Origin of the sequence: Nocardia yamanashiensis (genome assembly GCF_021183565.1) — a bacterium.
GTDB lineage: Bacteria > Actinomycetota > Actinomycetes > Mycobacteriales > Mycobacteriaceae > Nocardia > Nocardia yamanashiensis.
In genome coordinates, this window is record NZ_CP089226.1 from 3245183 (window position 1) to 3271834 (window position 26652).

Consider the following 26652-nt stretch of genomic DNA (forward strand, 5'->3'; position numbering starts at 1 on the left):
CGGCAGGCCGTCTGCGCGGCCCGCTCCGAGCGGCCGGTCCCGCACGCGGCACGGGACCGGCCGCGGCTCAGCCGATGTCGGCGGTGAGCGGTAGCTCCATGACGGAGGTGCCGATATGGAGTGTGAAGCCGCCGGGCTCGACGGCCCAGCCGGTGTCGGTCCAGTGCTCGAACGCGCGCCGCGGCAATTCGATGGTGGCGGTGACGGTTTCACCCGCACCGGCCTCGACCAGCGCGAAGCCGGCCAGCCAGCGCACCGGGCGATCGACGGCGCTGTGCTCGCGGGACAGGTACGCCTGCACCACCTGACGCCCGGCACGATCGCCGGTATTGCGCACCGTGACGGTCGCGGTGCGCCCCGACACCGTGAGCCCCGACAGCTCCCAGCTGGTGTAGCCGAGCCCGTGCCCGAACGGATAGGCCGGGGCCACACCGGATTTCAGCCATGCCCGGTAACCGATGTGAATGCCCTCGTCGTAGGGCAGGGTGTTGTCCGGGTTCGGTTTGGTGTTCAGCACCGGTACGTCGGCCATGGTCTTGGGCCAGGTGGTGGGCAACCGGCCGCCGGGTTCGGCCGCGCCGGTGAGCACATCGGCCAGCGCCGCGCCGAATTCCTGTCCCGGGAACCAGGCCAGCAGCACCGCCGCCACGTCGTCGCGCCACGGCATCTCCACGGGCGAACCGGAATTCACCACCACAATGGTGCGCGGGTTGACCGCCGCCACCGCCGCGACCAGTTCGTCCTGGCGGCCGGGCAGGGCGAGATCGGTGCGGTCGAAGCCCTCGGATTCGATCTGCTCGGTGGTGCCGACCACGATCACCGCGACATCGGAGTTGCGCGCCAATTCGACCGCGGCGGCGAACTCTTCGTCGTCGGCGCGACGCGGGCGGCCGATGGCGTAGGTGATGCCCATGGCCGGGAAGCCGCCGCCGGGCGTCAGGCGGATCAGCACATCCACCTCCTCGCCCTCGGCGAGGGTGCGGGTGACGAAGCGCTGCGGCGGATTCAGCAGCATCTCCACCGGGTCGCCGCCGTCGGGCATGACGGTGTCCTCGAGCACGGTCTCGCCGTCGATGCTCAGGCTCAGCGCGCCGACGCCCGCGAGCCCGATCCGCCATTCCCCGGCGGCATCGGCGCGCAAGCGCCCGCGCAGCTCGATGGCCTTGGCGGCCATGGCATTCGGATTGCCGAACAGCATGAGGCTGCCGGCCGTGCGATGTTCGGCCTCGAGCACCTCGTCGCCGTCGAGATAGCGCAGCGACAGCCCCGGCGTCCCGGTCTCGGGATCGGTGACCAGGGCAAGCGGGACCGGAATCAGGTTCTCGCTCAAGTGCACACCGGGCGTGTAGGTCACCGGCAGCGCCGCCGACAGCCCCTCCAGGGGTGAGGTGGTGTGCGCTGGAATGACCGTGGCGCTGCCGCCGCCCATGAAACGCGGTTCGGCGGCGGCGGATCCGAGCAGCGCCACCCGCGCGGGCTTGTCCAGGGGCAGCGTGCCGTCATTGGCGACCAGCACCATGGCCTTGGCGGCGGCCGCGCGCACCAGCTGCTGTGCGGCGGCGTCGGTGAACGGCGCGACCGCCTTGGGCTCGCCGTTCAACCCGCCGACCCGTTCGGCGAAACGCAGGATGCGCCGGACCTTCTCGTCGATGGCGGACTCGGGTACCTGGCCCTTGCGCACGGCCTCTTCCAGGGGCGCGCCCCAGGCCTCCCACGGTCCGGGCATGGCGATGTCGTTGCTCTTGGCCGCGCCGGTGGTGGAGCGCACCGCGGTCCAGTCCGACACCACCACGCCGTCGAAACCCCACTCGCCTTTCAGGGGCTCGTCGAGCAGGGCGTTCTCGGTCATGGTGACGCCGTCGACCGAGTTGTAGGCGGCCATGACCATCCACGCGCCGGCGGCCACCGACCGTTCGAACGGGTACAGGTACAGCTCGCGCAGGGTCCGTTCGGAGGCGATCACGTCGGTGGTGAAGCGCTCGGTCTCGGAATCGTTGGCCACGTAATGCTTCGGGCAGGCGCTCACCCCGTGCTCCTGCACCGAGCGCACGTACGCGTCCGCGATCTCGCCGGTCAGCACCGGATCCTCGGAGAAGCATTCGAAATGCCTGCCGCCCAACGGCGATCGATGCAGGTTGATGGTCGGGCCCAGCACCGCGTACACGTCCTTGCGGCGCGCCTCGGCCGCGATCAGCGCCCCGATCTCGGTGAGCAGCTCCCGATCCCAGGTGGCGGCCAGCGCCGTGCCCGAGGGCAGGCTCACCGACGGATCGCGCTCGTCCCACTGTTCGCCGCGCACCCCGGACGGCCCGTCCGAGACCGGCATCTCGGCCAGCCCGATGCTCGGCTCCCCCGCGAACCGGAAGAACCCGGCCCCGGAGATCAGTCTGATCTTGGCGGGCAGGTCCAGCTTGCCGAGCAGATCCTCGATGCGGTCGCTCATGCCAGTTCCTTCCAGAAGTCGACCAGATCGGCCGTAACCTGTTCGGGCACATCCTCGTTCGGCACATGGCCGTGACCGTGATACACGGCGGTCTTCGCACCCAGCGCGGCGGCGAACTTCTCGTGCACGGCCGGGGCCCACAGATCATTGGTATCGCCGTAGGCGACCAATAGCGGCACGCCGGTCTCGCGCAGTTCGGCCGGATCCTTGACCGGCGGCTCCTCCATCACCTTCAGAATGCCGAGGATGTTCGCCTGTTCGGTGGCGAGGATCCGCTCGTGCAGGAACTCGGCGCGACCGGGCGCGAAGGTGGTCCCCGCGGCGGTCATGGCGGCGTTCATCTGCTGCCAGATGGCTTCGCGCCCACCGGCTTCCACCATTTGCGCGACCAGCTGCGGCGGCGGGAAGTCGATGTCCTCGATCGAGGAGGGCCCGGAGGCCAGCAGGGTGAAGCTGCGGAAGCGCTGCGGCGCGGCGATGACCGCGACCCGTGAGACGTAACCGCCGAAGGAATGCCCGACCAGGTGCACCGGTTCGGCGGGCGACACCTGATCGATCACGCCGAGCAGGTCGCCGACGAAATCGGCCATGGCATAGCCGGACACCTCGTCCGGCCCGTCGGACTGATACTGCCCGCGCTGGTCGTAGGCCACCGCGCGATACCCGGCCGCCGCCAGCAGCGGGAGCATGTACTCGAAGTCTTCCTTGGATCCGGTGAAGCCCGGCACCAGCACCACCGTGCCGCGCGGCTCGGCTCCGGCGGCCGGCGGAATCTCCCAGGCGGCGAGCGCTCCGGCTCCCCCTCGCAGGGTGATGGGCGTGATCGCCTCGCTGCTCCGACTCATCCCGGCTTCCCTTCCTCGCACGTCCCTGTACGGCTGGCACGAGTGTGCCAGCGGAGCACCCAGTTTACCGAGTGCCCACTCGGTACTGTTACCGTTTCGTTATTCGAGAAGGATTTTGCCTGATCAACGCACTTGGTTAGTGTGCCTGGTCATGAGCGAGAACCCGCAACGACGCTCCCGGGGCGAGGCCCGGCGCGAGCAGATCATCGACGAGGCGCTGCGGGCGTTCGCCGACAACGGCTATCGCGGGGCCTCCATCGCCGAGATCGCCGAGCGGTGCGGACTGTCGCAGCCGGGCCTGCTGCACTACTTCCCGAGCAAAGCGGCGCTGCTGGCGGCGGTGCTGGAACAGCGCGACCGGCTCGACTACGACCGCATGTCCGCGGGCCGCCCGCTGAGCGGCAAGGACGCGCTCATGCGGCTGGTGCAGCTGGTGGAGTACAACGAGCATGTGCCCGGGCTGGTGCGGTTGTTCACGGTGCTCACCAGCGAGGCCGTCACCGCGGACCATCCGGCGCACGAGTGGGCGGTGCGGCGGTACCGGAAATTCGGCGAGTATCTGGCGCAGGCGCTGGCGGAAGGCCAGGCGGACGGGACGATTCGCGCCGAGGTGGATACCGTCGCGGTGGCCCGGCAGATCTCCGCCATGATGGACGGCCTGCAGCTGCAATGGCTGCTGGATCCGGAGCGGGTGGATATGCCGGGGCTGTTCCGCGCCTATATCGAAGAGCTCATCGCCGGGCTGTCGTAGCCGGGCGCTGGGCGGCGAACCAGGACAACAACTCCGGAGCGTCGACGGCGGAGGGGTCCACCACCTGCGCCGGATCCGCGCCCTGGAGCAGGCGTTTGAGCGGGACTTCGAGCTTCTTGCCGGTGCGGGTGTGGGGAATGCCTGGGGCGCAACGGATTTCGTCGGGGACGTGCCGGGGCGAGAGTTCGATGCGGATGACGGCGGCGATGCGCTGCTCCAGGATCGGGGTCAGCTCGTGCCCCGGCGCGGGGACGATGAACAACGGCATCCAGTACCCGCCGTGCGGCTCCTCGATACCGAGCACCAGCGCCTCGGCCACCTCGGGCAATGCTTCGACGGCCTGGTAGATATCGGCGCTGCCCATGCGAATTCCATTGCGGTTCAAGGTGGAATCCGAACGGCCGTGCACGATGACGCCGCCGTGCGCGGTGCGGGTGATCCAGTCGCCGTGCCGCCACACCCCGGGGAAGGCGTCGAAATAGGCGTCACGGTAGCGGGACCCGTCGGCATCGTTCCAGAAGCCGATGGGCATGGACGGCATGGGCGCGGTGACCACCAGTTCGCCGACCTCGCCGTACACCGGGACGCCGGCCTCGTTCCACGCCTCCAGCGCGACGCCGAGATACGGGGCCGACAGTTCGCCGGGCCGGACCAGGACCGTGCGCACGCCACCGGCGAAGGCCGACACCACATCGGTGCCGCCGCTGATCGAGGACACCGGAATGTGTTCGCCCACGGCGTCGCGCAGCCACAGCGACGAGGCCGGCGGGAGCGCGGATCCGGTGATGCCGACCAGCCGCAGCGCGCTCAGGTCATGTGCGAGCGCCGGGATGACGCCGGCTTTCTCGCACGACAGCACATAGCCGGGACTGGTGCCCAGCACGGTGGCGCGGGTACGGGCGGCCAACCCCCACAGCGCGTCCGGGCAGGAATAGGAGGGGCTGCCGTCGTAGCAGACGATGGTCGCGCCCACGAGCAGGCCGGCCACCTGGTAGTTCCACATCATCCAGCTGGGGCTGGTGTACCAGAAGAACGTGTCGTCGGATCCGATATCCGATTGCAGGGCAAGGACTTTGAGGTGTTCCAGCAGCACTCCGCCGTGACCGTGCACGATGCCCTTGGGCTTGCCGGTGGTGCCGGAGGAGTACAGCACCCACAGCGGGTGATCGAAAGCCACCGGTTCGACGGCCGGCAACGCGCCGCTGTGCCCGGGATCCTCGGTGGCGTCCTCCCAGCTCAGCGCGGCGGGCACGGTGAGCCCGAGCCGCGAGATCGCCACCGTCGCACGCAGACTCGGCAACCCGGCCCGCAGTTCGGCGATCTCCGCGCGCTTGTCGTGCGCCTTGCCGCCGTAGCGGTAACCGTCGGCGGTGACCAGCACGGTCGGCTCCAGCTGCCCGAGCCGGTCCAGCGCCGCCTTGGCCGTGTAGTCCTGCCCGCACGCACTCCAGGTCGCCCCCAGGCTAGCGGTGGCCAGGAACGCGATGACCGCCTCCGGAATATTGGGCAGGTACCCGGCGACCCGGTCCCCCGGCCGCACCCCGAGCTCACGCAACGACTGCGCGAGAACAGCGGTGCGGGAAAGCATGTCGCCCCAGGACAGCTCACGCGGTGGCGTGTCCTCGCCCAGTCCGATAATGGCGGGCCGGTCGGTACGCGCCTGCCGCACCACCTGCTCGACATAGTTGAGCCGGACGCCGGGGAACCACCGCGCCCCCGGCATGGCGGTGTCGGCCAGCACCTCGCCCGGGATCGCCCCGAGCTCGAAGTACTCCCACAGCGCCCGCCAGAACCCGGGGATATCCCCGACCGACCATTGCCACAGCGCACGGTAGTCGCCGGTCCGCACCCCATACCGCCGCTCCACGAAGCGGGCGAAGTCGGTAATGCGCGCCTCGTCTATATCAGCCTTGCCCGGAACCCATTGCGGCACGTTCTCATTCGCCCCGGTCGCGCTAGGCGCGCTCCCATTCGCCGCAGTCGCACTCGCAGCGGTCACACTCGCGGCGGTCGCCTCAGACCTATCCGGCGCGGTCACGCTCGGCGCGGCCGTACTCGCGGCGGTCGCGCTAGGCGCGCTCGCGCTCGCCGCAGTCGCGCTCGCGACGATCGCCGCAGACATATCCGGCGCGGTCATGCTCGGCGCGGTGGCGTTCTCGGTGCGGTTCATCGCGCGCTCCATCCGCCGTCCATGGTGTAGGACGCGCCCGTCACCATCCGCGCCTGGTCCGTGGCCAGCCACGCCACCAGGGAGGCCACTTCCTCCGGTTCCACCAGGTGTTTGACGGCGTTCTCGGTCAGCATGATCCGTTCCACCACTTCCTGCTCCGGGATGCCGTGCGCCTTGGCCTGATCGGCGATCTGCTTGTCCACCAGCGGGGTTCGCACGTAGCCGGGATTGACGCAGTTGCTGGTCACCCCGTGCGGGCCGCCTTCCAGCGCAGTCACCTTCGACAACCCTTCCAGGGCGTGTTTGGCGGTGACGTACGCGGATTTGAAGGCCGAGGCCCGCAATCCGTGCACCGAGGACACATTCACGATGCGACCGAACCCCCGCGCGTACATGTGCGGCAGGGCGGCGCGGGTGAGCAGGAACGGGGCCTCCACCATGAGCGCCAGCATTTCGCGGAAGCGCTGCGGCGGGAACTCGGTGATCGGGCTGACCGTCTGCACCCCGGCATTGTTGACCAGGATGTCGGCGTCCAGCCGCAGCTCCTCCAGCGCGGTCACGTCCAGCAGATCCACTTCCCAAGCGCTGCCGCCGATCTCGGCCGCGACCTGCTTGGCGCCGAGCCCGTCGATATCGGCCACGGTGACGGCCGCCCCGCACGCGGCCAGCTCCCGCGCACAGGCCGCGCCGATCCCGCTCGCGCCGCCGGTCACCAGCGCCGTCCGCCCGCTCAAGTCTCCGCGTAGGGGTCCGGTCGTCCCGCTCATGCCACCCGCACCTTCGAATTCGATTCCGCCGCCAGCATTTCCGCATCCGCCCGGTCCACCTCGGCCAGGTCCGCGCCCTTGGTCTCGCGGGCGAAGAACACCGCCACCACGGTGATGGCGCAGGCGCCCGCCAGGTAGAAGGCGATCGGCACCGAGGAGTGGTAGGTGTCCAGGAGCTTCACCGCGATGATCGGCGCCAGCGAGCCGGCCACGATGGAGGTCACCTGATACCCCAGGGACACACCGGAATACCGCATGCGGGTCGGGAACATCTCGGCCATGATGGCCGGCTGCGCGGCGTACATGAACGCGTGGAACACCAGGCCGATGATGATGGCCGACAGGATCACCGCATTGTGTTTGGAGTCCATCATGGGGAAGGCGAAGAAGCCCCAGGTGCCCGCGGCGAGCGCGCCGATCAGGTAGACGGGCCGCCGCCCGTAGCGGTCACTGAGCCGTCCCACCACCGGGATCACGAGGAAGTGCACGGTGTGCGCGGCCAGCAGCCACCACAGGATCACCTTGGTGTTCGCGCCCACATGGACTTTCAGGTAGGTGATGGAGAAGGTGACGATCAGGTAGTAGCTGATGTTCTCGCCGAACCGCAGGCCCATGGCGGTGAGCACGCCGCGCGGATACCGCTTGAGCACCTCGAGCGCACTGAACGAGGCGGCCTTCTCCTGTTCCGCGAGCTGTTGCGCGGCAACGAAGATCGGCGCGTCGGTGATCTGCCGGCGCACGTAGTAGCCGACCAGCACCACCACCGCCGACAGCCAGAACGCCACCCGCCAGCCCCAGGACAGGAAGGCCGCGTCCGACAACGTGGAGGTCAGCGCCAGCAGCACGACGGTGGCGAGCATATTGCCCACCGGCACCGCCGCCTGCGGCCAGGAGGCCCAGAACGCGCGGCTCTTGCTCGGACTGTGTTCGGCGACAAGAAGAACCGCGCCGCCCCACTCTCCGCCGACCGCGAAGCCCTGGATGAAGCGCAGGGCGACCAGCAGCGCCGGGGCGAGATAGCCGACCTGCCCGAAGGTCGGCAGGCACCCCATCAGGAAGGTGGAGGCGCCGACCAGGATCAGGCTCAGCTGCAACAGTTTCTTGCGCCCGTACTTGTCGCCGAAGTGCCCGAACACCACCCCGCCCAGCGGCCGGGCCGCGAATCCGACGGCATAGGTGATGAACGCCGCCAGGATGGCGTCCAGATCGCTGGTGCCCTTGGCGAAGAACACCTTGTTGAACACCAGCGTCGCCGCCGTGCCGTACAGGAAGAACTCGTACCACTCGACGACGGTCCCCGCCATCGAGGCGGCCACTACTCGCCGTAATCCGGCGAGCGCCGACCCCGGCTCCGGTTCCGAAACCCGGACGCTCATCGCGCACTCCTTCACGCTCGGGCCGTCACACCCTCATCGTGTGACGGGGCCCACAAACTTCGATGCCAAGGAGTATTCGTGCACATCGGAGGGCGAAGCAATGACCAGTTCCGCAACCACAATCTGCAGATTCGCAGATAAGGCCGTGACCTGCGCCACTTCGTACCCACCCCCTGGATGAATCAAACCGAAAGGTCGCGATTCGATATCGGACGGGCCGCGCCTGCACGGGACCGGGCCGGATGCGTCGTAACGTCGCGAGTCATGACGGAGAAAAAGCTCATCGGCCTGCTCGTCGGTGCGTTTGTTTGTGCCGCCGTATTCACCTTCAACCCCACCCCCGCCGGTGCCTCCGGTGATGTCGGAACACCCGGGGGACCCGTTCCCAGCAATGCTCCACACGGCTCCACCCCCGCCGGCGCGCTGCCGGTTCCGGAAAGGCCCGTGCCCGCACCGGAAAAGATTCTCCCCGCCAGCCCGCCCGGTGGAGGTTTCCTCTGCCCGACACCCTGATCAGTACCGGACGTTGTTCCGAACCGCGAAACTATGGGCCCCTCCGGCCTGGCCGGAGGGGCTTTTTCGCGCCCGGACGCAGGGATAGGTAACCCGCGGCGAGCATGATCAGCACCGCCCCGGTGACGACGGCGGGCGTCAGGGCGATGGGATAGAACGCGGCGGAATAGACCAGGGTGAGCACCGGGCTGATGGTCCGGACGGCATTGGCCTCGTTCGACGGAATGCGTTTGAGCGCCTCGTAGAACAGGATCAGGCCCAGGAAGCCGTTGAGGAAGGACGCCAGGCAGATCCAGCCCGTGCCGCCATTGACCGGCAGAGCGCCTTCCGAGAGCAGAGCCGCGGGTAGCAGCGGAATCAGCGTGCAGACATTGATCGTGAACAGAGTGTCGTTCGAATCTTGTTCGGGGGCGAGGCGTTTGATCAGGACATTGGTCAACGCGAAGAACGCGGCGTAGGCGAGCACGGCCAGCACCCCGAAAGCCGGTGCGGTCGCCGAGCCGGAACCCATGAACAGCAGGCCGCCGCACACGATGACCAGCAGGCAGGCGCCGCCGATGGCGGAAACGCGTTCGGCCAGCAGCCAATAGGAGAAGGCGGTCGCGAACAAGATGTAGGAGCGGCTGTAGAAGCCGACCTGAGCGGGCGCCAGCCAGACCGCGGACAGATAGAGCAGGGTCAAGCCCGCGGCGTTCGCAGCGGCGATCAGCAGCATGGGGGCGGTGGGAATCAGCACCGGGCGGCGCTTGCGGATCAGGCCGAATGCCAGGCATCCGGCCGATCCGATGGCGGCGCTCAATACCGATCCCCACAGCGGCCCCACGCCCGCGGCGACGCCGAACTTGTTGAACAACGGAGCCGATGCCATGATCGCCACCGATAGCAGTTGCATGAGGTGGCCGGGCCGGACCCCTACTCGTTCAGCCAGAAATAGGACAGTCCGTCGCCGGGATGCGCCGCCATGTGCGCCAAGGCGTTTCGCACGTACGGCACCACCGGTTCGGGTAACGCGTTCGGCGGAAAGAATCCCAGGTCGTCGCATTTATCGCGCTCCAGGTTCACGGCTCGCTGGTCCGGGGGCAGGGTCGCGGTGAAGAACACGTCGAAGCGTTCCTGGCGGTCGGTGTCGCGCTTGTGTTGCAGCAGCGCGTATTCCAGATCGCCCGGTTTCAGCAGCACCGAGGTCTCCTCCGCCAGTTCGCGCACCGCCGCGTCGTGCAGTTGCTCGCCGAACTCCACGTGCCCGGCCGGCACCGTCCAGCATCCGTCCGCGTAGCCGGTGTTCGCGCGCCGCAGCATGGCGATGGCTCCGTCCGCGCGGGCCAGCACCACATGGACCGCGACGTGATAGCTCGCATGCGTCACCGCTCGTCTCCGTTCTCCCGTAGGCAACCGTCCCGGAACACCGACAACCCTTTCAGACCGAGCGAGCGCGCCCGGTCGAACAGCGCCGCGACATCGTCGACCGTTGCCTCGGCGGGCAGGTTGATGGTCTTCGAGGCGGAATCGTCGGCGAATCCGGAGAACGCGGCATGGATGCGCAGATGGGTGTCCGGGGTGAGCTGTCGCGCGCACGCCAGCAGATGCGATTCCCCGATCCCCGGCAGCTGCCCGGCGGAATCCAGGCTTTCGATGCCGATGCCGTGCCGGCGCACCTCCGGTGGCACCGTGTTCTCGAACCGGCTCGCGACGCCGGTCTGCCCGAGCAGCGAGAAGTGCGGTTCGTAGGAACGCGAGACGCCGAGCATCTCCGCCACCACCCCGGTCGGCGGAAACGCCACCGCGCTGGCATTCCGAATACCGTGCCGGACAATGCGTTCCTCGAGCTTCCGCCATTCCGCGGGCCGGACCGCACCGGCCCGCAGCGCCCGTTTGCGCCCCACCCAGGCGCGATCGGCCCACCGGGAGGTGTGAAAGGCGGGGAAGGGCCCGCGTTCCTCCGCCAGCCGCTGACTTTCCCGATGACAGCCGTAGGTCAGGAATTCCGCCAGCCGCCGGGCTGTGCGCACACTGCGCGAATACGGGATGCCGAGCATGAGCAGGCTGGTGTGGAATCCGCAGAAACCCACGCCCACACGCCGTTTGGCGAGCACCACGTCCTCGGCGTCGTGCGCCGCGATATCCACCGCGTTGTCGGCGGTACGCATGCACAGCGCGATACTGTGCTCCAGCTCGAGCCAGTCGTAATCGCCCTCCCCGACATGCGCGGCCAGATTGATCGAGACGAATACGCACCGCTCCCCCTCCGCCAGGAACACCTCGGCGCACGGTGCGGTGGAGCGGATTTCGTATTCGGGCGTCGGATTGTCCGCCTCGGCGGCGCGCTGGAACAGCACACCGGGTTCGCCATTGGCGTGCGCCGCCGCCGCGAGCACCGGGCGCAGGCGCTCCCATTCCAGATCGCCGCCCGAGACCCGCAACGAGATATTGGCGACCCAATCACCGAAATCCGCACCGCTTTTCACGGTCGCGAACTCGGCACTGCGCGGATGCCGGGAATCGCAGGTCAGCATGAGCGCCGGTGGCCGCAACCGCCGGGCCCGCAGTTCCCGGTTCAAGCGCGCGGTCGCCGCGTTGATCAGGCGCGCGCCCCGCGCCGGATCCGCGAAGTCGGACAGGTCCACCCCGCAGCCGAGCCCGCGCCGCGATCCGGCCTCGATCAGCACGACCGCGCGTGCCAGCCGGTCGGCATCGGTCGGGCCCGCCACCGGCAGCACCGTGCACGAAGCGGCGGTCCCCTGCCCGCCGAGCGCGGCCAGCAGTTGGCTGGCGGGCGCGATGCCGCCGGTGGCCAGCGCATGCCGCAGCGCCTCCCGATATCCGCCATCCGCACCGTATTTCGCGTCGGCGGCGGCGATCCGCTCCACGAACACCCGGTGCGCGTCCGCGATCGTCGACGCATCGCCGATCACCCCTCGTTGCCGCGCGATCCGGTCCGCGGCCCCGCCGGGCGCGAAATCCGGTGTGTACCGCCCACCGGCACAGGTCTCTTCCCGCAACATCATGTCGATCCCCCCTGGTTCGATCCGGTTTCGATCGAACGACCGGGACCATCCCCTCCCTGCCCCGGCCGCCCGCCCTGCCGCATCGATGGTGCGGGCGCGGACCATTGCGCAACCAGCCTGCTTCCATCCGTGAAATACCGCTTGACCAGCGTTATAGCCTGGTGCTATGGCGCGTTCGGGCGTTCCACCGGTGCAGGCACGATCGCTTTCCGACATCGCGGAATCGAACCTGTTGTCGATGGCGGACCTGGCGTTCCTATCGCAGGTTCCGGTGAGCACGCTCTCGCGGCTGTGGCAGGACGAGGCCTGGCTGGACCGGGTGTCGGGGCCGACCCTGCAACTGCTGCTCGGGACGCTGCCGGGCCTGGCCGAGCACCTTGCGCGCCGCGGCTGCGCGGCACGGCTGGAGGGCGCGGTGCGCAAGTGCCGGGACGCGGGGCTGGAATTGCGCCCGGGCGCAATGGCCCGATTTCTCGCGGATGTCCGGTTGATTCCGCATCTGGCGACGGCCTTGTCGGCGGCCGCCGGGGTGGCGCGGCTGGAGCCTTGGGAGGCGACGGCCTATCTGGCCCGATGCTGGGGCAGCAGACAGGATCTCGCGCTGGACGCGGCGTTCTCGGCCGGGCCGGACCGGCTGCTGGCCGATCCGGCGGGGCTGCTGGCGCAAGCGCGTGATCTGGTCGGGCGGGTGGAGGTGGGCAACAATGCGCTGCATCCGACGGTGGCGTACGGGATTCTGGTCCACAAGATCGCCAAGGCGACGGGGACGCCGCCGGTGCTGCATCGGCCGGACACGCCGGAGCGGCACTCGGCGTTCGCCTATCGCAGCGGCGTCATCGGGGTGCTGCTGCACACCGACGATCTCGAGACCTCCATCGCGTATCAGCGTGCGCTGGAGCGGAATCCGCTGCTGCGGCGCAACGAGCTGTGGTCGCTGTCCAGCTATTGCGCCGATATCCAGCAGACTCCCCAGTTCACCGTCGCGATGACGCGGGGACTGCGCCGGACGGCGGGCGAGGTCATCCGGGATGTGGGTCTGCGCAATGAAACCTATCTGCATTACCTGGTGAACACGGCGATACCGGTTCTACTGGAACGAGATCCGGGGTTCGGCGGGCAGCAGGCCGAACTGCGCCGGAGCTTGCACGAACGGCTGACCACCGGCATTTCCGCGCCGATCGTGCGGACGGCGGCGGCGCAACTGATCCGCAAGACCCGCTGAATTGCCCAGAGGAGCGAATGTGCTTGGTGACGAACGCGTTTCGACCGCGTACGCGCGGAATGCCGAATTCTGGATCGATATCGTCCGGGATCGGCTGGATCCGTATCAGACCCAGCTCACCGATCCGGCATTGCTCGCGGCGGTGGGCGACTGCACCGGATCGGACGTGCTGGATGCCGGATGCGGGGAGGGGTATCTCACCCGGGAGCTGGTACGGCGTGGGGCCGGGCGGGTGCACGGGGTGGACACCTGCGCCGAATTCGTCACGGCCGCACGCACACACCCGGAGCACAGGGCCGACACCGCGACCTTCCATCATGCCGATGTCGCCGAGCTGCCACTGCCGGACCGCAGTATCGACCTGGTCATCGCCAATCGCCTGCCGAATGGAATCACCGATCCGCAGGGGCGTTTTCGCGAGTTCGCCCGGGTGCTGCGGCCCGACGGCCGCCTGCTCACCCTGGGCATGCATCCCTGTTTCTATGCCGCCCGCGCCGAACGTGATTCCACGACAATGCAATTCGATATCGACGACTACTTCGGCACTCGGACGGTGGAGCAGCGGTTTCAGGTCGCCGGCCGCACTTCCCCCGCCGCGTCCGTCCAGAGCTTCTTCTCCCTCGAAGCCTCCACAGCCATGATCACCGAGGCGGGATTCGCCATCACCGCACTGCGGGAACCCCGGCCCACCGCCGAGCAACGCCGCGAAAACCCGTGGTGGGATCAGCATTTCCAGCGTCCACTGTTCCTGCTGCTCGAAGCCAGGCCCTGGCCACGGCCGGGACGACGAAAGCGGGAGGTGGCCGATGCCGCCTCCCACTTTCCCGCCTCGTGACTCGCGCGCCTTCCTTCGATCCGCTCAGGCCGCGAGTGCGAGCTGCCGTTCCGCCCGGTCCGTCGGCCAGCGCCGGTGCTCGGCGTCGATCACATACACGTGGGTGTGTTCGTACAGCCCCTCACCCACCAGCTCCGCATCCGCGAGCCGCTCCGGAGCGATGCTGCCCGCCGCGTGCACGTGGGTCAGCTCGGCCGGGTCGTAGGCGGGCCAGACCCGCAGCGCCACCACGATTCCCGCACCCGCCAGCACCGTCAGCGTCACCCAGGTGGCGGTGAACCCCGCGGCGGTGGTCAGCCAGCCCGCGATCGGGTAGGTGACCAGCCAGGCCAGGTGCGACAGCGAGAACTGAGCCGCGAACAGGGCCGGGCGATCGGCGGCCCGCGAGGAACGCCGCAGCACCTGACCGGTCGGGGTGAGAATGGCCGCGGTGCCCGCACCGACGGTGGCCCACACCGCGATGGCGGCGATCCAGCGCCAGTCCCCGGCGGTGGCCAGCGACAGCGCGATACCCGAGGCGAGGCCGGTCACCAGCGTGGCCGCACCGGTCAGCATGACCGGCCGCGCACCCACCCGATCCAGCACCCGTGGCAGCGTCAGCGCGATGACCATGGTGCCGAAACCGTTGGCGGCCAGCAGCATCGCCACACCCGACTGGGTGCCACCGAGAGTGTCACGGACGTAATTGACGGTATTGACCATGATCACCGAACCGGCGGCGGCGACCACCAGGTTCAGGCCCAGCAGCCCGCGCAGTCGCGGTGTGGCGGCGAAGATGCGCATACCCACCGCGATGCGTTCGCGGAAGCTGTCCTGCGCGGCGGCGGTGGCGTCCGGGATGCGGGTGCTCACCACCAGCAGCGCCGAGATCACGAACCCGATGGCGGTGCCGACGAACAGCCAGTGGAAGCTGATCACGGCCAGCGCGGCGGCGGCCAGCATCGGGCTCAGCAGGGTCTCCATGGTGGCGGCCAGCTGGGCGGCCGACAACGCCCGGGTGTAGTCCCGCTCCTCCGGCAGGATGTCCGGAATCACCGCCTGATAGGTGGGAGTGAAAGCGGCCGAAGCGGTTTGCAGCACGGCGATCAGCACGTAGATCTGCCAGACCTGGTCGATGAACGGCAGCGCCAGCACCACCGCCGCGCGAATCGCGTTGAGCGACACCAGGAACAGCCGGCGCGGGAAGCGATCGGCGTAGGCGCCGACGATGGGCGCGACGGTCACGTACACCAGCATCTTGATGGTCAGCGCGGTGCCGAGCACCGCCGCCGCGTTCCCGCCGGCCAGTTCGTAGGCGAGCAGGCCGAGGGCGACGGTGGTCAGGCCGGTGCCGAAGAGGGCGGACACCTGAGCGGTGAACAGGCGCAGGTAGTCGCGGTTGCTGAAGAGTGAGGAGATCATCGGAAAGTCCTGTGGCTAGGGCTCGGTGGAAGGTTCCACTTCGCTCGTCGAGCTGATGACGGGGTCGGCGTGGTCCGCGCAACAGCTACAGGTCGTTCCGGTCACGGCAACGGTGATGGCGCTCATCGCAAGTCCCTTCTCGGTGCCGCTCGATCGGCAACACCGGGAACCATACCCCCAGGGGGTATATTCCGCAAGGTGGTGTGACGGCTGGATTCAGCGTTGTGGCGGTTCCCACTCCAGCACCGGGGCCAAGCCGTCGAGCAGCGCCTTGGCCGGGGTCAGACGCACGATCAGGTCGCGCAGCGCGGCCGCCGGCGGGAAACTCCAGTGCGCCACCGCGCCGATGCGATGCGAGCGGGTCGCGATCTGCTGGGTCCGGGGCCGGCGCTGCTTGTCGTAGGCCGCCAGCGCCGCGCCGATTCCCGCATGGGTGTCGAGCAGCGCGGCCAGGGTCACGGCATCCTCGAGGGCCTGGTTCGCGCCCTGGCCCATATTCGGCGTCATGGCGTGGGCCGCATCGCCGAGCAGGGCCACCCGGGTGGAGACGAAGGTGTCGAGGGCGGGGAGTTCGAAGATGTCGTGCCGCAGGATCGCGTCCTCCTCGGCGGCGGCGAGCAGTTCCGGAATGGGCAGGTGCCAATGGCCGAAGCGCCGCCGCAGTTCGGCCAGTTCGCCGTCGGCGCTGCGCTGTCCCGCCGGTACGCTCGCCACCCCGAACAGGTACACCCGGCCATCGGGCAACGGCCCCAATCCGATTCGCTCGCCGCGCCCCCAGGTCTCCCCGCCCGCCGTCAGAGGCCGCTCCGGCCGCACCACCACCCGCCAGGTGGTGTATCCGGCGTACTTCGGCTGCACCTCGCCCCAGATCGCGTGGCGCACCGTGCTGCGAATCCCGTCCGCGCCCACCACCAGGTCCGCGCGCGAAACCCCGTGCGAATGCACCACTTCCACCTGCTCCCCCACCACCCGGACGTCCTTCACCTCGGTGGCCAGGTGCAGCAGATCGGCGTCCACCGCGGCGCGCATGATCTCCAGCAGCTCGGCGCGATGCACCACCACCAGCGGACCGAATCGCCGCGTCAATTCCTCGGTGTCGGTCCGCGACAGCCAGCGCCCGGACACATCGCGAATCCCGGCCTGGGTGTCGGCCATGGCGCGCTCGCGCACCGCGTCGCCGAGCCCCAGCTCGTCGAGCGCGCGAATACCGTTGGGCCACAGCGAGAGCCCCGCGCCGACCTCACCGAAGGCCTTCGCCTTCTCCAGCACCTCGACAGCCCAGCCGCTCCGGGTCAACGCCCGCGCAGCCGCCAGCCCGCCGATGCCGCCACCGACCACTATCGCTTTCCGCGCCATAACCCACTCCGATCTCGTGCCTGCGCAATTGCGAGCACGATATTTTCCGGGCGGTGACGGCAGGTATCGGATGAATGCCTGAAGTTGCGTGCCTTATAAGAGGGTCAGGGTGCGGGCCTGCTGATACGGGCAGTGGGCGGCTTCGAACGCGGCGGCGGTGGCCCGCACGCCGTCCGGATCGTGGTCGTGAAGCGCTGCGGCCCGGTCGACGATGGCGGCGGCGATCGGGTTGCCGGACACCGCGGTTCGCGCCGTCTCCAGGTACTCGGGCGCCTTGGGGTCGCCGGCCAGGACGGCGGCTTCGGCGCGCAGGGCCAGGTACCAGTGGCTCCAGACCCACAGGGTCCGTTCGTCCAGATCGGCGGGGTCGGTGGCCAGTTCGGCGAGCGCTTCGGCGGGGCGGTCGTGGTGCAGCAGGACCAGGGCGTTGAAGACGGCGTTGTAGGCGGCCTTGTGGTCGGGGGTGACGCCCAGGGCGTCGACGATCGCGAGCCAGTCCTTGCGGGCTTGTTCGTCGCCGCTCAGGCCGTGGGTGAGGGCCACCGCGGCGGCGGCCGTGGCGAGGTTTGGGGCGTGCGGGCGGCCGGTGAGCGTCCACGCGTCGAGAAAACGCTCGCTGGCGGTGCGGACTTCGTCGGCATTGCCGGCCAGGGCGTCGGCGACGAGGAGGCGGGAGGTGGCGAAATCGCCGCGTTCGGCCAGCAGGGGGAAATCGCGGAGCCGGGTGGCCCAGCGGCGGGCATTCTCCAGATCGCCGGTGCCGATGGCTGTTTCGGCCGCTTCGGCCAGGGCGCTGACCTGTTCGAGGGCGATGGCGGGGCTGGCCGGGGCCGCGTCGAGGAGTTCGACTCGGCGACGGATGGTTTCGGTGGTGGCGAACGCGCCGCCGGTCCAGATCTGGGCGGCCGCGAGGGCGTCGAGGGCGGCGCTGCGCGCCAGCGGGTCACCGGTGCGGTCGGCGAGGTCCACCGCGCGCTGGGCGCGCGCAATGGCCTGGTGCGCAGCGGTTTCCGGCTCGAGGGCATCGGCATCGGCGGTGTTGGACTGGACGCCGCATTCGGCCAGGGCGACGGCGGCCAGCGCCGCCGGGTCGTCACCGGCGAGCGCGCGGGCCTCCTCCAGCAGTGCGGCGGCCTCACCGAACGGGGGCGGGGTGGAGAAGGCATCGGACATGCGGTAGACGGTGATGGCGGCCGTGGCGAGATCGCGTGCGGCCCTTGCCTTCCGATCAGCGCCGCGCGCGACGTCGGCGGCGGCGCGATACAGGCGGTACATGTCCTCGCCGCGCATATGGCAGCCCGCGACCTCGGCGGCGCGGCGCAGGGCGCCGGCCGCCGCGTCCGGGTCGTCGGTGAGCGTGGCCGCCTGCTCGAAGCGGGACTGGGACTCGCTGACGAGATTTCGCCCGAATGCCAAGTGCGCCAGGGACATCGCCAGCTCGTGTGCCGCCGCGCGATGCTGGGGCTCGGAGGCCGCCCACGCCAGGGCGGCCCGGATATCGTCGGCGGCCGCATCGAATCCGGCGCGCCACTCCCCGGCGTCGGAGGTGACGGCACCGGAGCGCTTTCCGACGGCGGCCGGTAGTTCCCGTTCCAGCTTCGCGGCAGTCGCGGTGCACCAATGCAGATGCCGGACAAGCACTTCGGTAAGTTCACCGTTGACGCCGAGCTGCTCGCGCGCGTACTGCCGCACCGCCTCCAGCGCCCGGTAGCGTGTGCCGCGCACGGAAGGCGTCACGGTCAGCAGGCTCTGTTCGACCAGGCCCGCCAGTCCGAGCGCCACCGCGCCGGCATCCAGCGGCGCGTAACCGGCCAGCGCCGCGGCATCGGCGGCCGTGAACGGGGCCACGAATACCGAGATGCGTTGCAGCAGAGTGCGATCGGCGGGCGTCAGCAGCGCCTGACTCCAGTCCAGCATGGCGCGCACCGATTGATGCCGTTCATCGGCCCGGCGACCGCCGACCAGCAACCGCAGCGGATCGGCCAGGCTCGCGCCGAGGCCGTCCAGGCCCAGGGTGGGCAGCCGGGCGGCGGCGAGCTCGATGGCCAGCGCCAGTCCGTCGAGCCGCTGGCACACCTCGCTGACCTGATCCAGCTGCTTCGCGTCCACCGGCCAGCCGAGCGCGGCGGCCCGGTCCTGGAACAGGGCGATGGCATCGGCGGCATCGTCGCCGAGGGACATCGGCGGCACGGTGTAGACCTGCTCGAACGGCACCATGAGCCGGGCGCGGCTGGTGGCCAGCACGGTCACCCGCGGGCAGCGCGCCAGCAGCCGTTCGATGAACGGAGCCACGCCATCGCGGAGATGTTCGCAGTTGTCGAGCACGAGCAGCACGTGCCGGTCGGCGAGCGCGGTCAGCACGGCATCGTCGAGGCTGCGGCCCGGCTGTTCGCCCAGTCCGAGCGCCCGGGCCACGGCCGCGCCCGCCATCTCCGGATCGGTGACCGGCACCAGGTCCACGAACCAGGCGCCGTCGGCGAATTCGCCCGCCAGGTCGGCGGCCACCGCCAGCGCCAGCCGCGTCTTGCCCACCCCGCCCGGGCCCAAAGCCGTGACGTGCCGGTTCTTCTCGACGGCCGCCCGCAGCGCCGCCCGCTCGGCCGCGCGCCCGACGAACGAGGTCAGCGGTGACGGCAGCACGGCCGTCGTCTCGGTCGCCGGCGCTTCACCGGTGAGTTCACCGGCGCGTTCGGCGAGCGCACGCCGATCCGGCACCCCCACCTTGCGCAGCAGCGACGACACGTGCGTCTCCACCGTCCGCACCGAGATGAACAGCTGCGCCGCTATCTCGGCATTACTGCGGTGTTGTCCCACCAGGGTGAGAACTTCCGCCTCCCGGCCCGAGATTCCGGCGGCGACCTTCTGCTTCGACACGCCCCCATTCTCACGCACGGAACCGGAAAGCCCGATACGTACCGATTACGTGGTGGGTTCCGTGGTCAGCACGGATGTCCGGGCCCCTGCCCCGGCCATACCGTAATTCCCATAGCGACAACGCATCCCGAACCACCGGAACCGAAGGAGGGGCCGTGACCGCCAAGGGCATCAAGACGGTGCTGCATCCCGTATCCGACCTGGCCGCAGCCAAGACCATGTACACCGCCCTGTTCGGCTTCCCGCCCCAGGTGGACGGCACGTACTACGTCGGTTTCGAACTCGACGGCCAGCACATCGGCCTGGTCCCCGGCGGCGGCCCGCAGGGCATGACCTCCCCCGTCACGTACTGGCAGGTCACCGACCTCGAGTCCACCCTCGACGAGATCATCACCGCCGGCGCCACCCTCGCCGAGCCCATCCGCGAGGTCGGCGGCGGCCGCCGCGTGGCCACCGTCACCGATCCCGCCGGCAACGTCATCGGCCTGCTGCAAGACCGCTGACCCCCCATTCCCGCCAATCCCCGAGGAGGCACCCCAAATGTCCACCACCACCAAAACCACCGTCGGCTTCTCCGCCGAAGAGCGCGCCGCCATGAAGGCCCACGCCGCCGAACTCAAGACCGCCGCCCGCCGCGGCGCCAAGGCCACCAAAGCGGACGGCGAAGCCGACGTCATCGCCAAGATCGCCGAAATGTCCCCCGCCGACCGCGCCCTCGCCGAGCGCATCCACGCCATCGTCAAATCCGCCGCCCCGGCCCTCACCCCCAAACTCTGGTACGGCATGCCCTCCTACGCCCGCGACGGCAAGGTCGTCTGCTTCTTCCAGTCCGCCGAAAAGTTCAAGGCCCGCTACGCCACCCTCGGCTTCAACGACACCGCCCACCTCGACGAAGGCACCCTGTGGCCCACCGCCTTCGCCCTCACCCACCTCACCCCCGCCGACGAATCCCGCATCGCCGCCCTCATCGCGAAGGCCGCGGGCTGACCATCAACCACTGCTTCGAGCCGGCCGGGTGATCCCAACGCCGCGATCACCCACCGTGCAAGGCCTCCCACCCGCAACGCCGCGGGCCGGAGACCCCCTCGACACGGTGCCGCAAGATACGACCATGACCATCTGGCTGGGTATCCGCTTCGCTGTCGACGACGAAGCGCTCTCACGACTGCATGCCGAGGCTTTCGGGGAGGGCTATGAGCTCGTCCCGTGGGGAGCGCGGCTGGAACGGCACAGTAGATCGTGGGTGGGGGCGTTCGACGGTGAGGTGATCGTCGGGTTTGTTCATGCGGTGTGGGATGGCGGGCGTCATGCGTTTCTGCTCGACACGATGGTCGGTGCCGGGTACCGGCGGCAGGGCATCGGGGTCCGGCTGGTGGCTGCGCTCGCGGATGATCTCCGGGAGCTCGGAATCGATTGGCTCCATGTCGATTACGAGCCGCATCTGGACAGGTTCTATCGCGATGGTTGCGGATTCGGCATGACGGCGGCTGGATTGTTGCGGCTCAGCTGAATCGGAGGCTGGGTGACGTCAGGCGGGTGGCAGCAGGTCGCTTTCACTGACGGTGTAGGTCAGGGTGGGGTAGGTGAAGTCTGTTTCGTTGTTCTCGCGTCGTCGTAGCTGGTAGAACTCGCGCTGCTGGTCTTCGTCCGCTGCGGTGAGGCGTACGCCCTGAGGGAGGTGGGGGTGTCCGTCGCGGAAGTGGATGAGTGTCTTCGAGGTTCGGAAGGTCACGCCTAGCCATTCGTTCTCCACCGCGCGGGCCTCGAGCACGATCTTGTGTTTGAGGCGTCGGTTTGCGTCGATAGAGAACACGACGAAACCGTTGTGGGTGAGGGGTATCTCGTATTGCTCTCTGGAGATCTTCGATTCGACGATCAGTTTCCGCGATGGGGTGGGCTCGGGGTTTCGGTAGCAGGAGAAGACTGCGATGAACGATTCGTCGGCGAGGTCGAGGGCCTGGTCCGAATGGCTGCCCATGGTGGCGTAGGCGTTCGTATAGGTCTCGATGAGTGCGTTGTCGAAGCCGGTCGAGAGCGCTGCCTGGGCTTGAATCGACTGTGCCAGGCGGTCGTGGACCGGATGGAAGTGCTGCGCCGGGTTCGTATATCGCGCGGTGGTTCGCACCAGCGGTACGCCACCGGTGGCATCGACCTTGGTGAGAATGGCGCCGCGGCGGCCTTTTCCTGCGTCTTCGAGTACGGCTGACGCGGAGAGTTCCGTGAAGAGATCCTCCTCGGTCGGCCACGCGTACGAGGCGATCTCGTCGGCGATCCTAGGCGCGGGGCGCAACATAGTCTCCCGTATTCATGCTGAACAGAAACTGGTCCCCGTAGTCGATGAACGACGAGGTCCGGTTCTCCTGTGCGTAGAGTCCGCGCAACTCGTCCATGCCCTCCGGAGTGGGCGGCTCCAACGGAACCAGATCGCCCGCCTTGTCGAGGTACGTCCGCCCGTTCTTGTGTACGGCTTCGGTCTTCGAGCAGCGCACCACGTATCCCAGGCGGGTCGGAAGTAATTCGGCGTCCAGCATCGACGGCCGGATCTCGTGCGTGTACAGGCGATTGGTCGACAGCGGCATGAAGAAGACGGAGCCCGGATACAGCGTCAAGCTGAACTGCGCGGGGAGCGAGCCTCTTTCGCTCTCCTCCACCGAATCCTTGAGGCGGAACCGAAGTTTGGTCAGCCCGCTGACACCCTTCACGCCATAGTCGAAAACGTCATCTTCCAGCGGCTGCAGCTTGTCGAGCCCGTCATAGAAAGTGCAGAAAGCCATGATGCCGTTGACGGGCATGTCCTTGGTCTTGTCGGCATGCGAGGAGATCTTGGCCTTCGATTGCTTCCGATCGGCCGTGGCCAGAGTGTTGTGATAAACCTGCGCGAGCACATGATTGAGCGCCGCATGACCCCGAAAGATCGCGTCGGCCTCACGATTCAAGGCTTCGACGATGCTCGTGTCGGTCGCCCGGAAGTTCTCGGTCGGTCCCGAAAGGTTCGTGGAGCACCGAAGCAGACGAAACCGCAGCTCGTCCCGATCGCGGGTGACAGGAGTCAGGTAGATCCCGCTGCGATGCGCCGACCCCGGCTTGGTGGATTCGGTCAGCGATTGAAACTCGTGCTCCGCGCGTATCCGCCCGAAATGATCGTCCGCGAGATCGAAAAACCGACGGTAGAACACTCCGGCATCGTGAACCCGAAAAGGCACCCGCCCCGCACCCGAGGCAAGCGTCTCCGCCGTGCCCGACGAATCGAAGAAGTCCCCGAAGTTGTTGTCGCCCAGCACCGCGGGCACAACCACGTCTTCAGCGCAGGTTTCAGTTGTATCCAACGCCCGCCCCCTCACTCCCGATCTCTGACGATACCCACCCGCTACGACGTTCTCGCGAGGAAAGTTGATCTACCCGACCACGGTTCATGCTAGGACAGAACCCATGATGCGAAGCATGCTCAGGTTTGCGGCAGTATCCGCCCTGCCGGTCATCGCGTTCGGAACGTCAGTCGGCCCAGCGTCCGCGGACACGTCGTCCTTCGACCCCGTACACGTCGACGCCGGATCGGGCTGCGTCGGCACGGTCAGTGCGTCGGCGTCCCCGCAGCAGGGCCAGCAGGGCGGCGACCACGCGACCTTCTTCGACAGCTCGGTGCAGGTCAAGGTGGGCTTCAAAGCCGACGCCGACAGCACCCCATCCGGTTCGACATCCCCCTCCCCCACCGCGGGCACCGACTGCTCGATCCCCGCGACCGTCACCGTCACCAATCTCGACACCGGCGTCACCGCGACCGACACCCAATCCACCCACTACGACAGCCATTACGGCTGGAACGCCGCCTGGTTCCACTTCCCCGGCTCCGGCCGAGTGAGCATCCAGGTCAGCACGAATCCCACCCCCACCGAACTGATCGTGGACGTACCCGCCCCACGCTGACCCGAGCCCACCCGCTCACCCGAACCATCCCCACCGAACGCGGCATGCCGGCGCCGCCCATTACCGTGACCGCATGATCACGACGGCTCGAGCCGCCTCCGCACCGAGGGCGTTACCTCACACGTAATCGACGAGATGTGCGGTCGCCGAAAGGATGTCGGACATGAACGAAGTCGGAACGAGCTCCACCCGCACGGTCGTCGAGGAATTGCTGCGCCGTATCGGTGCCGGTGACACGGAGGCTATCGCCTCGATGTACGCCGAGGTCAGTGACTGGAAGCTGAATTGGCCCGAGTATGAGCACGATCGACCTGCCACCCCGTGGATTCGCCACCGCGCCACACGTGCCGATGCCGCCGCGCATTTCGAGGGGATTGCCCGGCATCATCTACCAGAGGAAGCCGGAACCGTGGTCGAGCGCATTCTCGTCGACGGGCCGGATGCGGTGGTACTGGGCGAGATTCGCCAGACGGCCCGCCGCACCGGGCGCGCGTATCGCTCGCGATTCGCACTGCATCTGACCGTCGAGCACGGACTCGTCACCCGCCACCACGTCTATGAGGACAGTCTCGCCGTCGCGCAGGCATTCGACGACCAGCCCGGCGCGGCCTGCGAGGTGCGCAATGTGTAGATCAGAGCGCGAGTTCGGTGAGCAGTTCGCGGATGTGGGTTTCGATCTGATCGCGGATGGCGCGGACGGCGTCGATGTTCTGGCCGGCGGGGTCGTCGAGTTTCCAGTCGCGGTAGGAGATTCCGGGGAAGTAGGGGCAGGTGTCGCCGCAGCCCATGGTGATCACGACTGTGGAGGTTTCGACGGTGTCGGCGGTGAGGACCTTCGGGGTTTGGGCGGTGATGTCGATGCCGAGTTCGGCCATTGCCTGGACCGCGACGGGGTTGATGGTGTCGGCGGGGGCGGTGCCGGCGGAGCGGACTTCGACTCGGTCACCGGCGAGGTGGGTGAGGAAGCCGTGGGCCATTTGGGAGCGGCCGGCGTTGTGGACGCAGACGAACAACACGCTGGGGCGGACCGATGTCATTGCGGCAGGGGGCCTTTCAGCGCGTCGGGGTGTGGGAGGACGATGTCGTCGGCTGCAGTGGAGGGTGGAAGACCGAGACCGCACCGAGTCCCAGCAGTGCGCCCAGGAGTTGGGCGGCGATGAATCCGGGTGCGGCGGTGGGGGCGAAGCCGAGGACGGTTGCGGTGGAGTTCTGCAGCAGTTGCAAGCCGGTGTCGTTCGGCGACCGCTGCTGGGTGGCGATGCCGGACCCGACTACCACCGCGACCAGCATGGCGGTTCCGACCGCCTCGGCGGCCAGTCGGCGCGCCAGCGGCGGCGTACCCATCGCGCTTATGCCGAGGCGGGGACGGTCAGCCCGGCCGGGGCGAGGATATCGGAAAGACGTTGCAGCGCAGCGGGAACAATCCGGTAGTACACCCAGGTCGCGCGCCGCTGGGAGGTCAACAGCCCGGCCTCGCGCAACACCTTCAGATGATGAGAGATCGTCGGCTGCGACAGGTCGAACGCGGGCGTGAGCTCACAGACACAGACCTCGTCCCCGCCTGCGGCCGCGATCATCGACAACAGCCGCAGCCGCACCGGATCCCCGAGCGCCTTGAACGCCGCCGCCAGATCGACCGCGGTCTCGGCATCAAGAGGCGTTCCGAGGGTGGTGCAGCAGTCAGTGGAGGCGATCACCGGCAGTTCCTGTTTCGACACTCATCAATATTGACAGATATCGAATCAGCGCGCCAGACTGTATATCGACAATCGTCAATACAGGCCGATCAGCCGGGTACGAACCGGCCCCGGGCGGCCTCCAAGAGGAGTGATTCCCATGCCAGAAGCCGACGCCCTGCGCGAGACAGTGCGCGACCGATACGCGGCGGCCGCCATCGCGGTCACCGACGGCAAATCCGCCGAAGACTGCTGCGGCACCACCTGCTGCGGGACCGGAGAAGCCGACATCGACCAGAACTTCGGCGCCGGCCTCTACGCCTCCGCCGACCGCGACGCACTACCCATCCAGGCCGTCGCCGCCTCCCTCGGCTGCGGCAACCCCACCGCCGTCGCCGACCTCCGCACCGGCGAAACCGTCCTCGACCTCGGCTCCGGCGGCGGCATCGACGTCCTGCTCTCCGCCCGCCGAGTCGGACCGACCGGCAAGGCATTCGGACTCGACATGACCGACGAAATGCTCACCCTCGCCCGAGCCAACGCCACCAAAGCCGAGGCCACCAACGTCGAGTTCATCAAAGGCACCATCGAATCAATCCCCCTCCCCGACAACACCATCGACGCAGTGATCTCCAACTGCGTAATCAACCTCTCCACCGACAAACCCGCAGTATTCGCCGAAATCGCCCGCGTCCTCACCCCCGGCGGCCGAATCGGCATAGCCGACGTCCTCGCCGACGACGCCCTCTCCCCCACCGCCCGAGCCGAACGCGGCGACTACGTCGGCTGCATAGCAGGCGCACTCTCCTTCACCGAATACCGAACCCTCCTGCAATCAGCCGGATTCGAACAAATCGAAATCACCCCCACCCATCCCGTAGCCGACGGCATGCACTCCGCAATCATCAAAGCCGTCCAACCCGCACAACGCGGCGAGCGCTCATGCTGCGGCACAGACTGCTGTTCATAGCTCCCGAACGACGTTTCGTTGATAGAGACTCGTCGGCCATCGGGTGCCCGGCGGGTCTGCGACATGTTCGAAGCCGGCTTGTTCGTAGTACCGGCGTAGTCGGGGGTTGTCGCTCGAGGTGGCCAGTCGTACGTATCGACGGCGATCGGCGGCGGCGCGGGCGGTGATCCAGTCCAGGATGCGGTAGCCGAGGCCGGCGCCTGCTGCGCGGCGCGCGATGGCCAGGCGGGAGATGTAGTAGGCGGGAGGGTCATCTGTTTCCCAGAATTCGGTGTTGCGGTCGGTGACTGCGATGGTGGCGATCGGGGTTCCTGCTTCGAGTACCAGCAAGGATTCGCCTCGGGCGATTTGCTGCTGCACCGAGGCCGAGGGAAAGCGTTGCGGCCATTGGTCGATGCCTCGGCTTCGTAACCAGGCCGAGGCCTCGGTCAGCAAGTCGAGGATGATGTCCGCCTCGTCGGGTTGTGCGGGTCGGATGGTGAGTTCACCGATGGGCGTTTCCCGGTGGATGACTGCCACATAAG

26 protein-coding genes are annotated in these 26652 nt (G+C 68.4%); 9 read left to right on the forward strand and 17 right to left on the reverse strand.

Annotated features, from left to right (window positions below; genetic code table 11):
- Window positions 1–67 precede the first annotated feature (67 nt).
- Window positions 68–2443, reverse strand: coding sequence for a beta-glucosidase (locus LTV02_RS15750; RefSeq protein WP_233040704.1), 2376 nt, complete (start codon window positions 2441–2443; stop codon window positions 68–70).
- The gene (locus tag LTV02_RS15755; protein ID WP_233040705.1) at window positions 2440–3288 is read right to left on the reverse strand and encodes an alpha/beta fold hydrolase; all 849 of its coding nucleotides are present in this window, start codon (window positions 3286–3288) and stop codon (window positions 2440–2442) included. The genes LTV02_RS15750 and LTV02_RS15755 overlap by 4 nt, the downstream gene beginning before the upstream one ends.
- A 151-nt stretch (window positions 3289–3439) precedes the next feature.
- Between LTV02_RS15755 and LTV02_RS15760 the strand changes: the two genes are divergently transcribed.
- Window positions 3440–4039, forward strand: a complete 600-nt coding sequence (locus LTV02_RS15760; RefSeq protein ID WP_233040706.1) for a TetR/AcrR family transcriptional regulator — start codon at window positions 3440–3442, stop codon at window positions 4037–4039.
- Here the strand turns inward: LTV02_RS15760 and LTV02_RS15765 are convergent.
- The 6 genes from LTV02_RS15765 to LTV02_RS15790 form a co-directional block, all read right to left on the reverse strand.
- Window positions 4020–6209 carry an acetoacetate--CoA ligase gene (locus tag LTV02_RS15765; RefSeq protein WP_233040707.1) on the reverse strand — a complete coding sequence of 730 codons (2190 nt, stop codon included), beginning with the start codon at window positions 6207–6209 and terminating at the stop codon, window positions 4020–4022. The two genes, LTV02_RS15760 and LTV02_RS15765, sit on opposite strands and share 20 nt — an antisense overlap.
- Window positions 6206–6976, reverse strand: a complete 771-nt coding sequence (locus LTV02_RS15770) for a 3-hydroxybutyrate dehydrogenase (protein ID WP_233040708.1) — start codon at window positions 6974–6976, stop codon at window positions 6206–6208. The genes LTV02_RS15765 and LTV02_RS15770 overlap by 4 nt, the downstream gene beginning before the upstream one ends.
- The gene (locus LTV02_RS15775) at window positions 6973–8352 is read right to left on the reverse strand and encodes an MFS transporter (protein WP_233040709.1); all 1380 of its coding nucleotides are present in this window, start codon (window positions 8350–8352) and stop codon (window positions 6973–6975) included. The genes LTV02_RS15770 and LTV02_RS15775 overlap by 4 nt, the downstream gene beginning before the upstream one ends.
- Before the next feature lie 544 nt (window positions 8353–8896).
- Window positions 8897–9733, reverse strand: a complete 837-nt coding sequence (locus LTV02_RS15780; RefSeq protein WP_233040710.1) for a DMT family transporter — start codon at window positions 9731–9733, stop codon at window positions 8897–8899.
- A 44-nt stretch (window positions 9734–9777) separates the two neighbouring features.
- Complete coding sequence (locus LTV02_RS15785; RefSeq protein WP_233040711.1) at window positions 9778–10230, reverse strand: NUDIX domain-containing protein; 453 nt, start codon at window positions 10228–10230, stop codon at window positions 9778–9780.
- Window positions 10227–11870, reverse strand: a complete 1644-nt coding sequence (locus LTV02_RS15790; RefSeq protein WP_233040712.1) for a hypothetical protein — start codon at window positions 11868–11870, stop codon at window positions 10227–10229. Before LTV02_RS15790 ends, LTV02_RS15785 begins: the two co-directional genes overlap by 4 nt.
- Before the next feature lie 166 nt (window positions 11871–12036).
- On the opposite strand from LTV02_RS15790, the gene LTV02_RS15795 reads away from it, so the two are divergent.
- Window positions 12037–13092, forward strand: a complete 1056-nt coding sequence (locus LTV02_RS15795) for a hypothetical protein (RefSeq protein ID WP_233040713.1) — start codon at window positions 12037–12039, stop codon at window positions 13090–13092.
- Between the two features lie 19 nt (window positions 13093–13111).
- Window positions 13112–13927 (forward strand): class I SAM-dependent methyltransferase, encoded by an 816-nt coding sequence (locus LTV02_RS15800; protein ID WP_233040714.1) that lies wholly within the window; start codon window positions 13112–13114, stop codon window positions 13925–13927.
- A gap of 24 nt (window positions 13928–13951) precedes the next feature.
- Here LTV02_RS15800 and LTV02_RS15805 read toward each other — a convergent pair whose 3' ends face one another.
- The 3 genes from LTV02_RS15805 to LTV02_RS15815 form a co-directional block, all read right to left on the reverse strand.
- Window positions 13952–15328 carry an MFS transporter gene (locus LTV02_RS15805; protein ID WP_269821630.1) on the reverse strand — a complete coding sequence of 459 codons (1377 nt, stop codon included), beginning with the start codon at window positions 15326–15328 and terminating at the stop codon, window positions 13952–13954.
- Between the two features lie 216 nt (window positions 15329–15544).
- The gene (locus LTV02_RS15810) at window positions 15545–16684 is read right to left on the reverse strand and encodes an FAD-dependent monooxygenase (protein ID WP_233040715.1); all 1140 of its coding nucleotides are present in this window, start codon (window positions 16682–16684) and stop codon (window positions 15545–15547) included.
- A 93-nt stretch (window positions 16685–16777) separates the two neighbouring features.
- Window positions 16778–19558 (reverse strand): ATP-binding protein, encoded by a 2781-nt coding sequence (locus LTV02_RS15815; RefSeq protein WP_233040716.1) that lies wholly within the window; start codon window positions 19556–19558, stop codon window positions 16778–16780.
- A gap of 155 nt (window positions 19559–19713) precedes the next feature.
- On the opposite strand from LTV02_RS15815, the gene LTV02_RS15820 reads away from it, so the two are divergent.
- The 3 genes from LTV02_RS15820 to LTV02_RS15830 all read left to right on the forward strand — a co-directional run bounded on the left by LTV02_RS15820 (window position 19714) and on the right by LTV02_RS15830 (window position 21068).
- Window positions 19714–20061, forward strand: coding sequence for a VOC family protein (locus tag LTV02_RS15820; RefSeq protein ID WP_067714250.1), 348 nt, complete (start codon window positions 19714–19716; stop codon window positions 20059–20061).
- 37 nt (window positions 20062–20098) lie between these two features.
- Window positions 20099–20545, forward strand: a complete 447-nt coding sequence (locus tag LTV02_RS15825) for an iron chaperone (RefSeq protein ID WP_233040717.1) — start codon at window positions 20099–20101, stop codon at window positions 20543–20545.
- Window positions 20546–20669: 124 nt separating this feature from the next.
- Entirely contained in the window at window positions 20670–21068 is a 399-nt protein-coding gene (locus tag LTV02_RS15830) for a GNAT family N-acetyltransferase (RefSeq protein WP_233040718.1), read from the forward strand.
- Between the two features lie 18 nt (window positions 21069–21086).
- Here LTV02_RS15830 and LTV02_RS15835 read toward each other — a convergent pair whose 3' ends face one another.
- The gene (locus tag LTV02_RS15835; RefSeq protein WP_233040719.1) at window positions 21087–21851 is read right to left on the reverse strand and encodes a hypothetical protein; all 765 of its coding nucleotides are present in this window, start codon (window positions 21849–21851) and stop codon (window positions 21087–21089) included.
- The gene (locus LTV02_RS15840) at window positions 21832–22884 is read right to left on the reverse strand and encodes a hypothetical protein (protein ID WP_233040720.1); all 1053 of its coding nucleotides are present in this window, start codon (window positions 22882–22884) and stop codon (window positions 21832–21834) included. Before LTV02_RS15840 ends, LTV02_RS15835 begins: the two co-directional genes overlap by 20 nt.
- Before the next feature lie 115 nt (window positions 22885–22999).
- On the opposite strand from LTV02_RS15840, the gene LTV02_RS15845 reads away from it, so the two are divergent.
- A complete protein-coding gene (locus LTV02_RS15845) occupies window positions 23000–23482 on the forward strand; it encodes a hypothetical protein (RefSeq protein WP_233040721.1) in 483 nt (160 codons plus the stop codon).
- 163 nt (window positions 23483–23645) lie between these two features.
- The gene (locus LTV02_RS15850; RefSeq protein ID WP_233040722.1) at window positions 23646–24113 is read left to right on the forward strand and encodes a nuclear transport factor 2 family protein; all 468 of its coding nucleotides are present in this window, start codon (window positions 23646–23648) and stop codon (window positions 24111–24113) included.
- A 1-nt stretch (window position 24114) separates the two neighbouring features.
- Here the strand turns inward: LTV02_RS15850 and LTV02_RS15855 are convergent, their stop codons facing one another.
- From LTV02_RS15855 to LTV02_RS15865, 3 genes are read right to left on the reverse strand one after another with little or no spacing between them, the layout of a single operon-like run.
- A complete protein-coding gene (locus LTV02_RS15855; protein WP_233040723.1) occupies window positions 24115–24519 on the reverse strand; it encodes an arsenate reductase ArsC in 405 nt (134 codons plus the stop codon).
- A 16-nt stretch (window positions 24520–24535) separates the two neighbouring features.
- A complete protein-coding gene (locus LTV02_RS39500; protein ID WP_332909581.1) occupies window positions 24536–24826 on the reverse strand; it encodes a hypothetical protein in 291 nt (96 codons plus the stop codon).
- 5 nt (window positions 24827–24831) lie between these two features.
- Window positions 24832–25200, reverse strand: a complete 369-nt coding sequence (locus LTV02_RS15865; protein WP_233040724.1) for an ArsR/SmtB family transcription factor — start codon at window positions 25198–25200, stop codon at window positions 24832–24834.
- A 118-nt stretch (window positions 25201–25318) separates the two neighbouring features.
- Here LTV02_RS15865 and arsM point away from each other — a divergent pair, with 118 nt between their 5' ends.
- Window positions 25319–26128, forward strand: a complete 810-nt coding sequence (gene arsM / locus LTV02_RS15870; protein WP_233040725.1) for an arsenite methyltransferase — start codon at window positions 25319–25321, stop codon at window positions 26126–26128.
- Here arsM and LTV02_RS15875 read toward each other — a convergent pair.
- Window positions 26123–26563, reverse strand: a complete 441-nt coding sequence (locus LTV02_RS15875; protein WP_233040726.1) for a GNAT family N-acetyltransferase — start codon at window positions 26561–26563, stop codon at window positions 26123–26125. The genes arsM and LTV02_RS15875 overlap by 6 nt on opposite strands.
- Window positions 26564–26652: the final 89 nt, after the last annotated feature.

Coding starts and splice junctions, on each gene's coding strand:
- LTV02_RS15750 (WP_233040704.1), bottom strand. CDS start 2,443: ATGAGCGACCGCATCGAGGATCTGCTCGGCAAGCTGGACCTGCCCGCC.
- LTV02_RS15755 (WP_233040705.1), bottom strand. CDS start 3,288: ATGAGTCGGAGCAGCGAGGCGATCACGCCCATCACCCTGCGAGGGGGA.
- LTV02_RS15760 (WP_233040706.1), top strand. CDS start 3,440: ATGAGCGAGAACCCGCAACGACGCTCCCGGGGCGAGGCCCGGCGCGAG.
- LTV02_RS15765 (WP_233040707.1), bottom strand. CDS start 6,209: ATGAACCGCACCGAGAACGCCACCGCGCCGAGCATGACCGCGCCGGAT.
- LTV02_RS15770 (WP_233040708.1), bottom strand. CDS start 6,976: ATGAGCGGGACGACCGGACCCCTACGCGGAGACTTGAGCGGGCGGACG.
- LTV02_RS15775 (WP_233040709.1), bottom strand. CDS start 8,352: ATGAGCGTCCGGGTTTCGGAACCGGAGCCGGGGTCGGCGCTCGCCGGA.
- LTV02_RS15780 (WP_233040710.1), bottom strand. CDS start 9,733: ATGGCATCGGCTCCGTTGTTCAACAAGTTCGGCGTCGCCGCGGGCGTG.
- LTV02_RS15790 (WP_233040712.1), bottom strand. CDS start 11,870: ATGATGTTGCGGGAAGAGACCTGTGCCGGTGGGCGGTACACACCGGAT.
- LTV02_RS15795 (WP_233040713.1), top strand. CDS start 12,037: ATGGCGCGTTCGGGCGTTCCACCGGTGCAGGCACGATCGCTTTCCGAC.
- LTV02_RS15805 (WP_269821630.1), bottom strand. CDS start 15,328: ATGATCTCCTCACTCTTCAGCAACCGCGACTACCTGCGCCTGTTCACC.
- LTV02_RS15810 (WP_233040715.1), bottom strand. CDS start 16,684: ATGGCGCGGAAAGCGATAGTGGTCGGTGGCGGCATCGGCGGGCTGGCG.
- LTV02_RS15825 (WP_233040717.1), top strand. CDS start 20,099: ATGTCCACCACCACCAAAACCACCGTCGGCTTCTCCGCCGAAGAGCGC.
- LTV02_RS15830 (WP_233040718.1), top strand. CDS start 20,670: ATGACCATCTGGCTGGGTATCCGCTTCGCTGTCGACGACGAAGCGCTC.
- LTV02_RS15835 (WP_233040719.1), bottom strand. CDS start 21,851: ATGTTGCGCCCCGCGCCTAGGATCGCCGACGAGATCGCCTCGTACGCG.
- LTV02_RS15845 (WP_233040721.1), top strand. CDS start 23,000: ATGCTCAGGTTTGCGGCAGTATCCGCCCTGCCGGTCATCGCGTTCGGA.
- LTV02_RS15850 (WP_233040722.1), top strand. CDS start 23,646: ATGAACGAAGTCGGAACGAGCTCCACCCGCACGGTCGTCGAGGAATTG.
- LTV02_RS15855 (WP_233040723.1), bottom strand. CDS start 24,519: ATGACATCGGTCCGCCCCAGCGTGTTGTTCGTCTGCGTCCACAACGCC.
- LTV02_RS39500 (WP_332909581.1), bottom strand. CDS start 24,826: ATGGGTACGCCGCCGCTGGCGCGCCGACTGGCCGCCGAGGCGGTCGGA.
- arsM (WP_233040725.1), top strand. CDS start 25,319: ATGCCAGAAGCCGACGCCCTGCGCGAGACAGTGCGCGACCGATACGCG.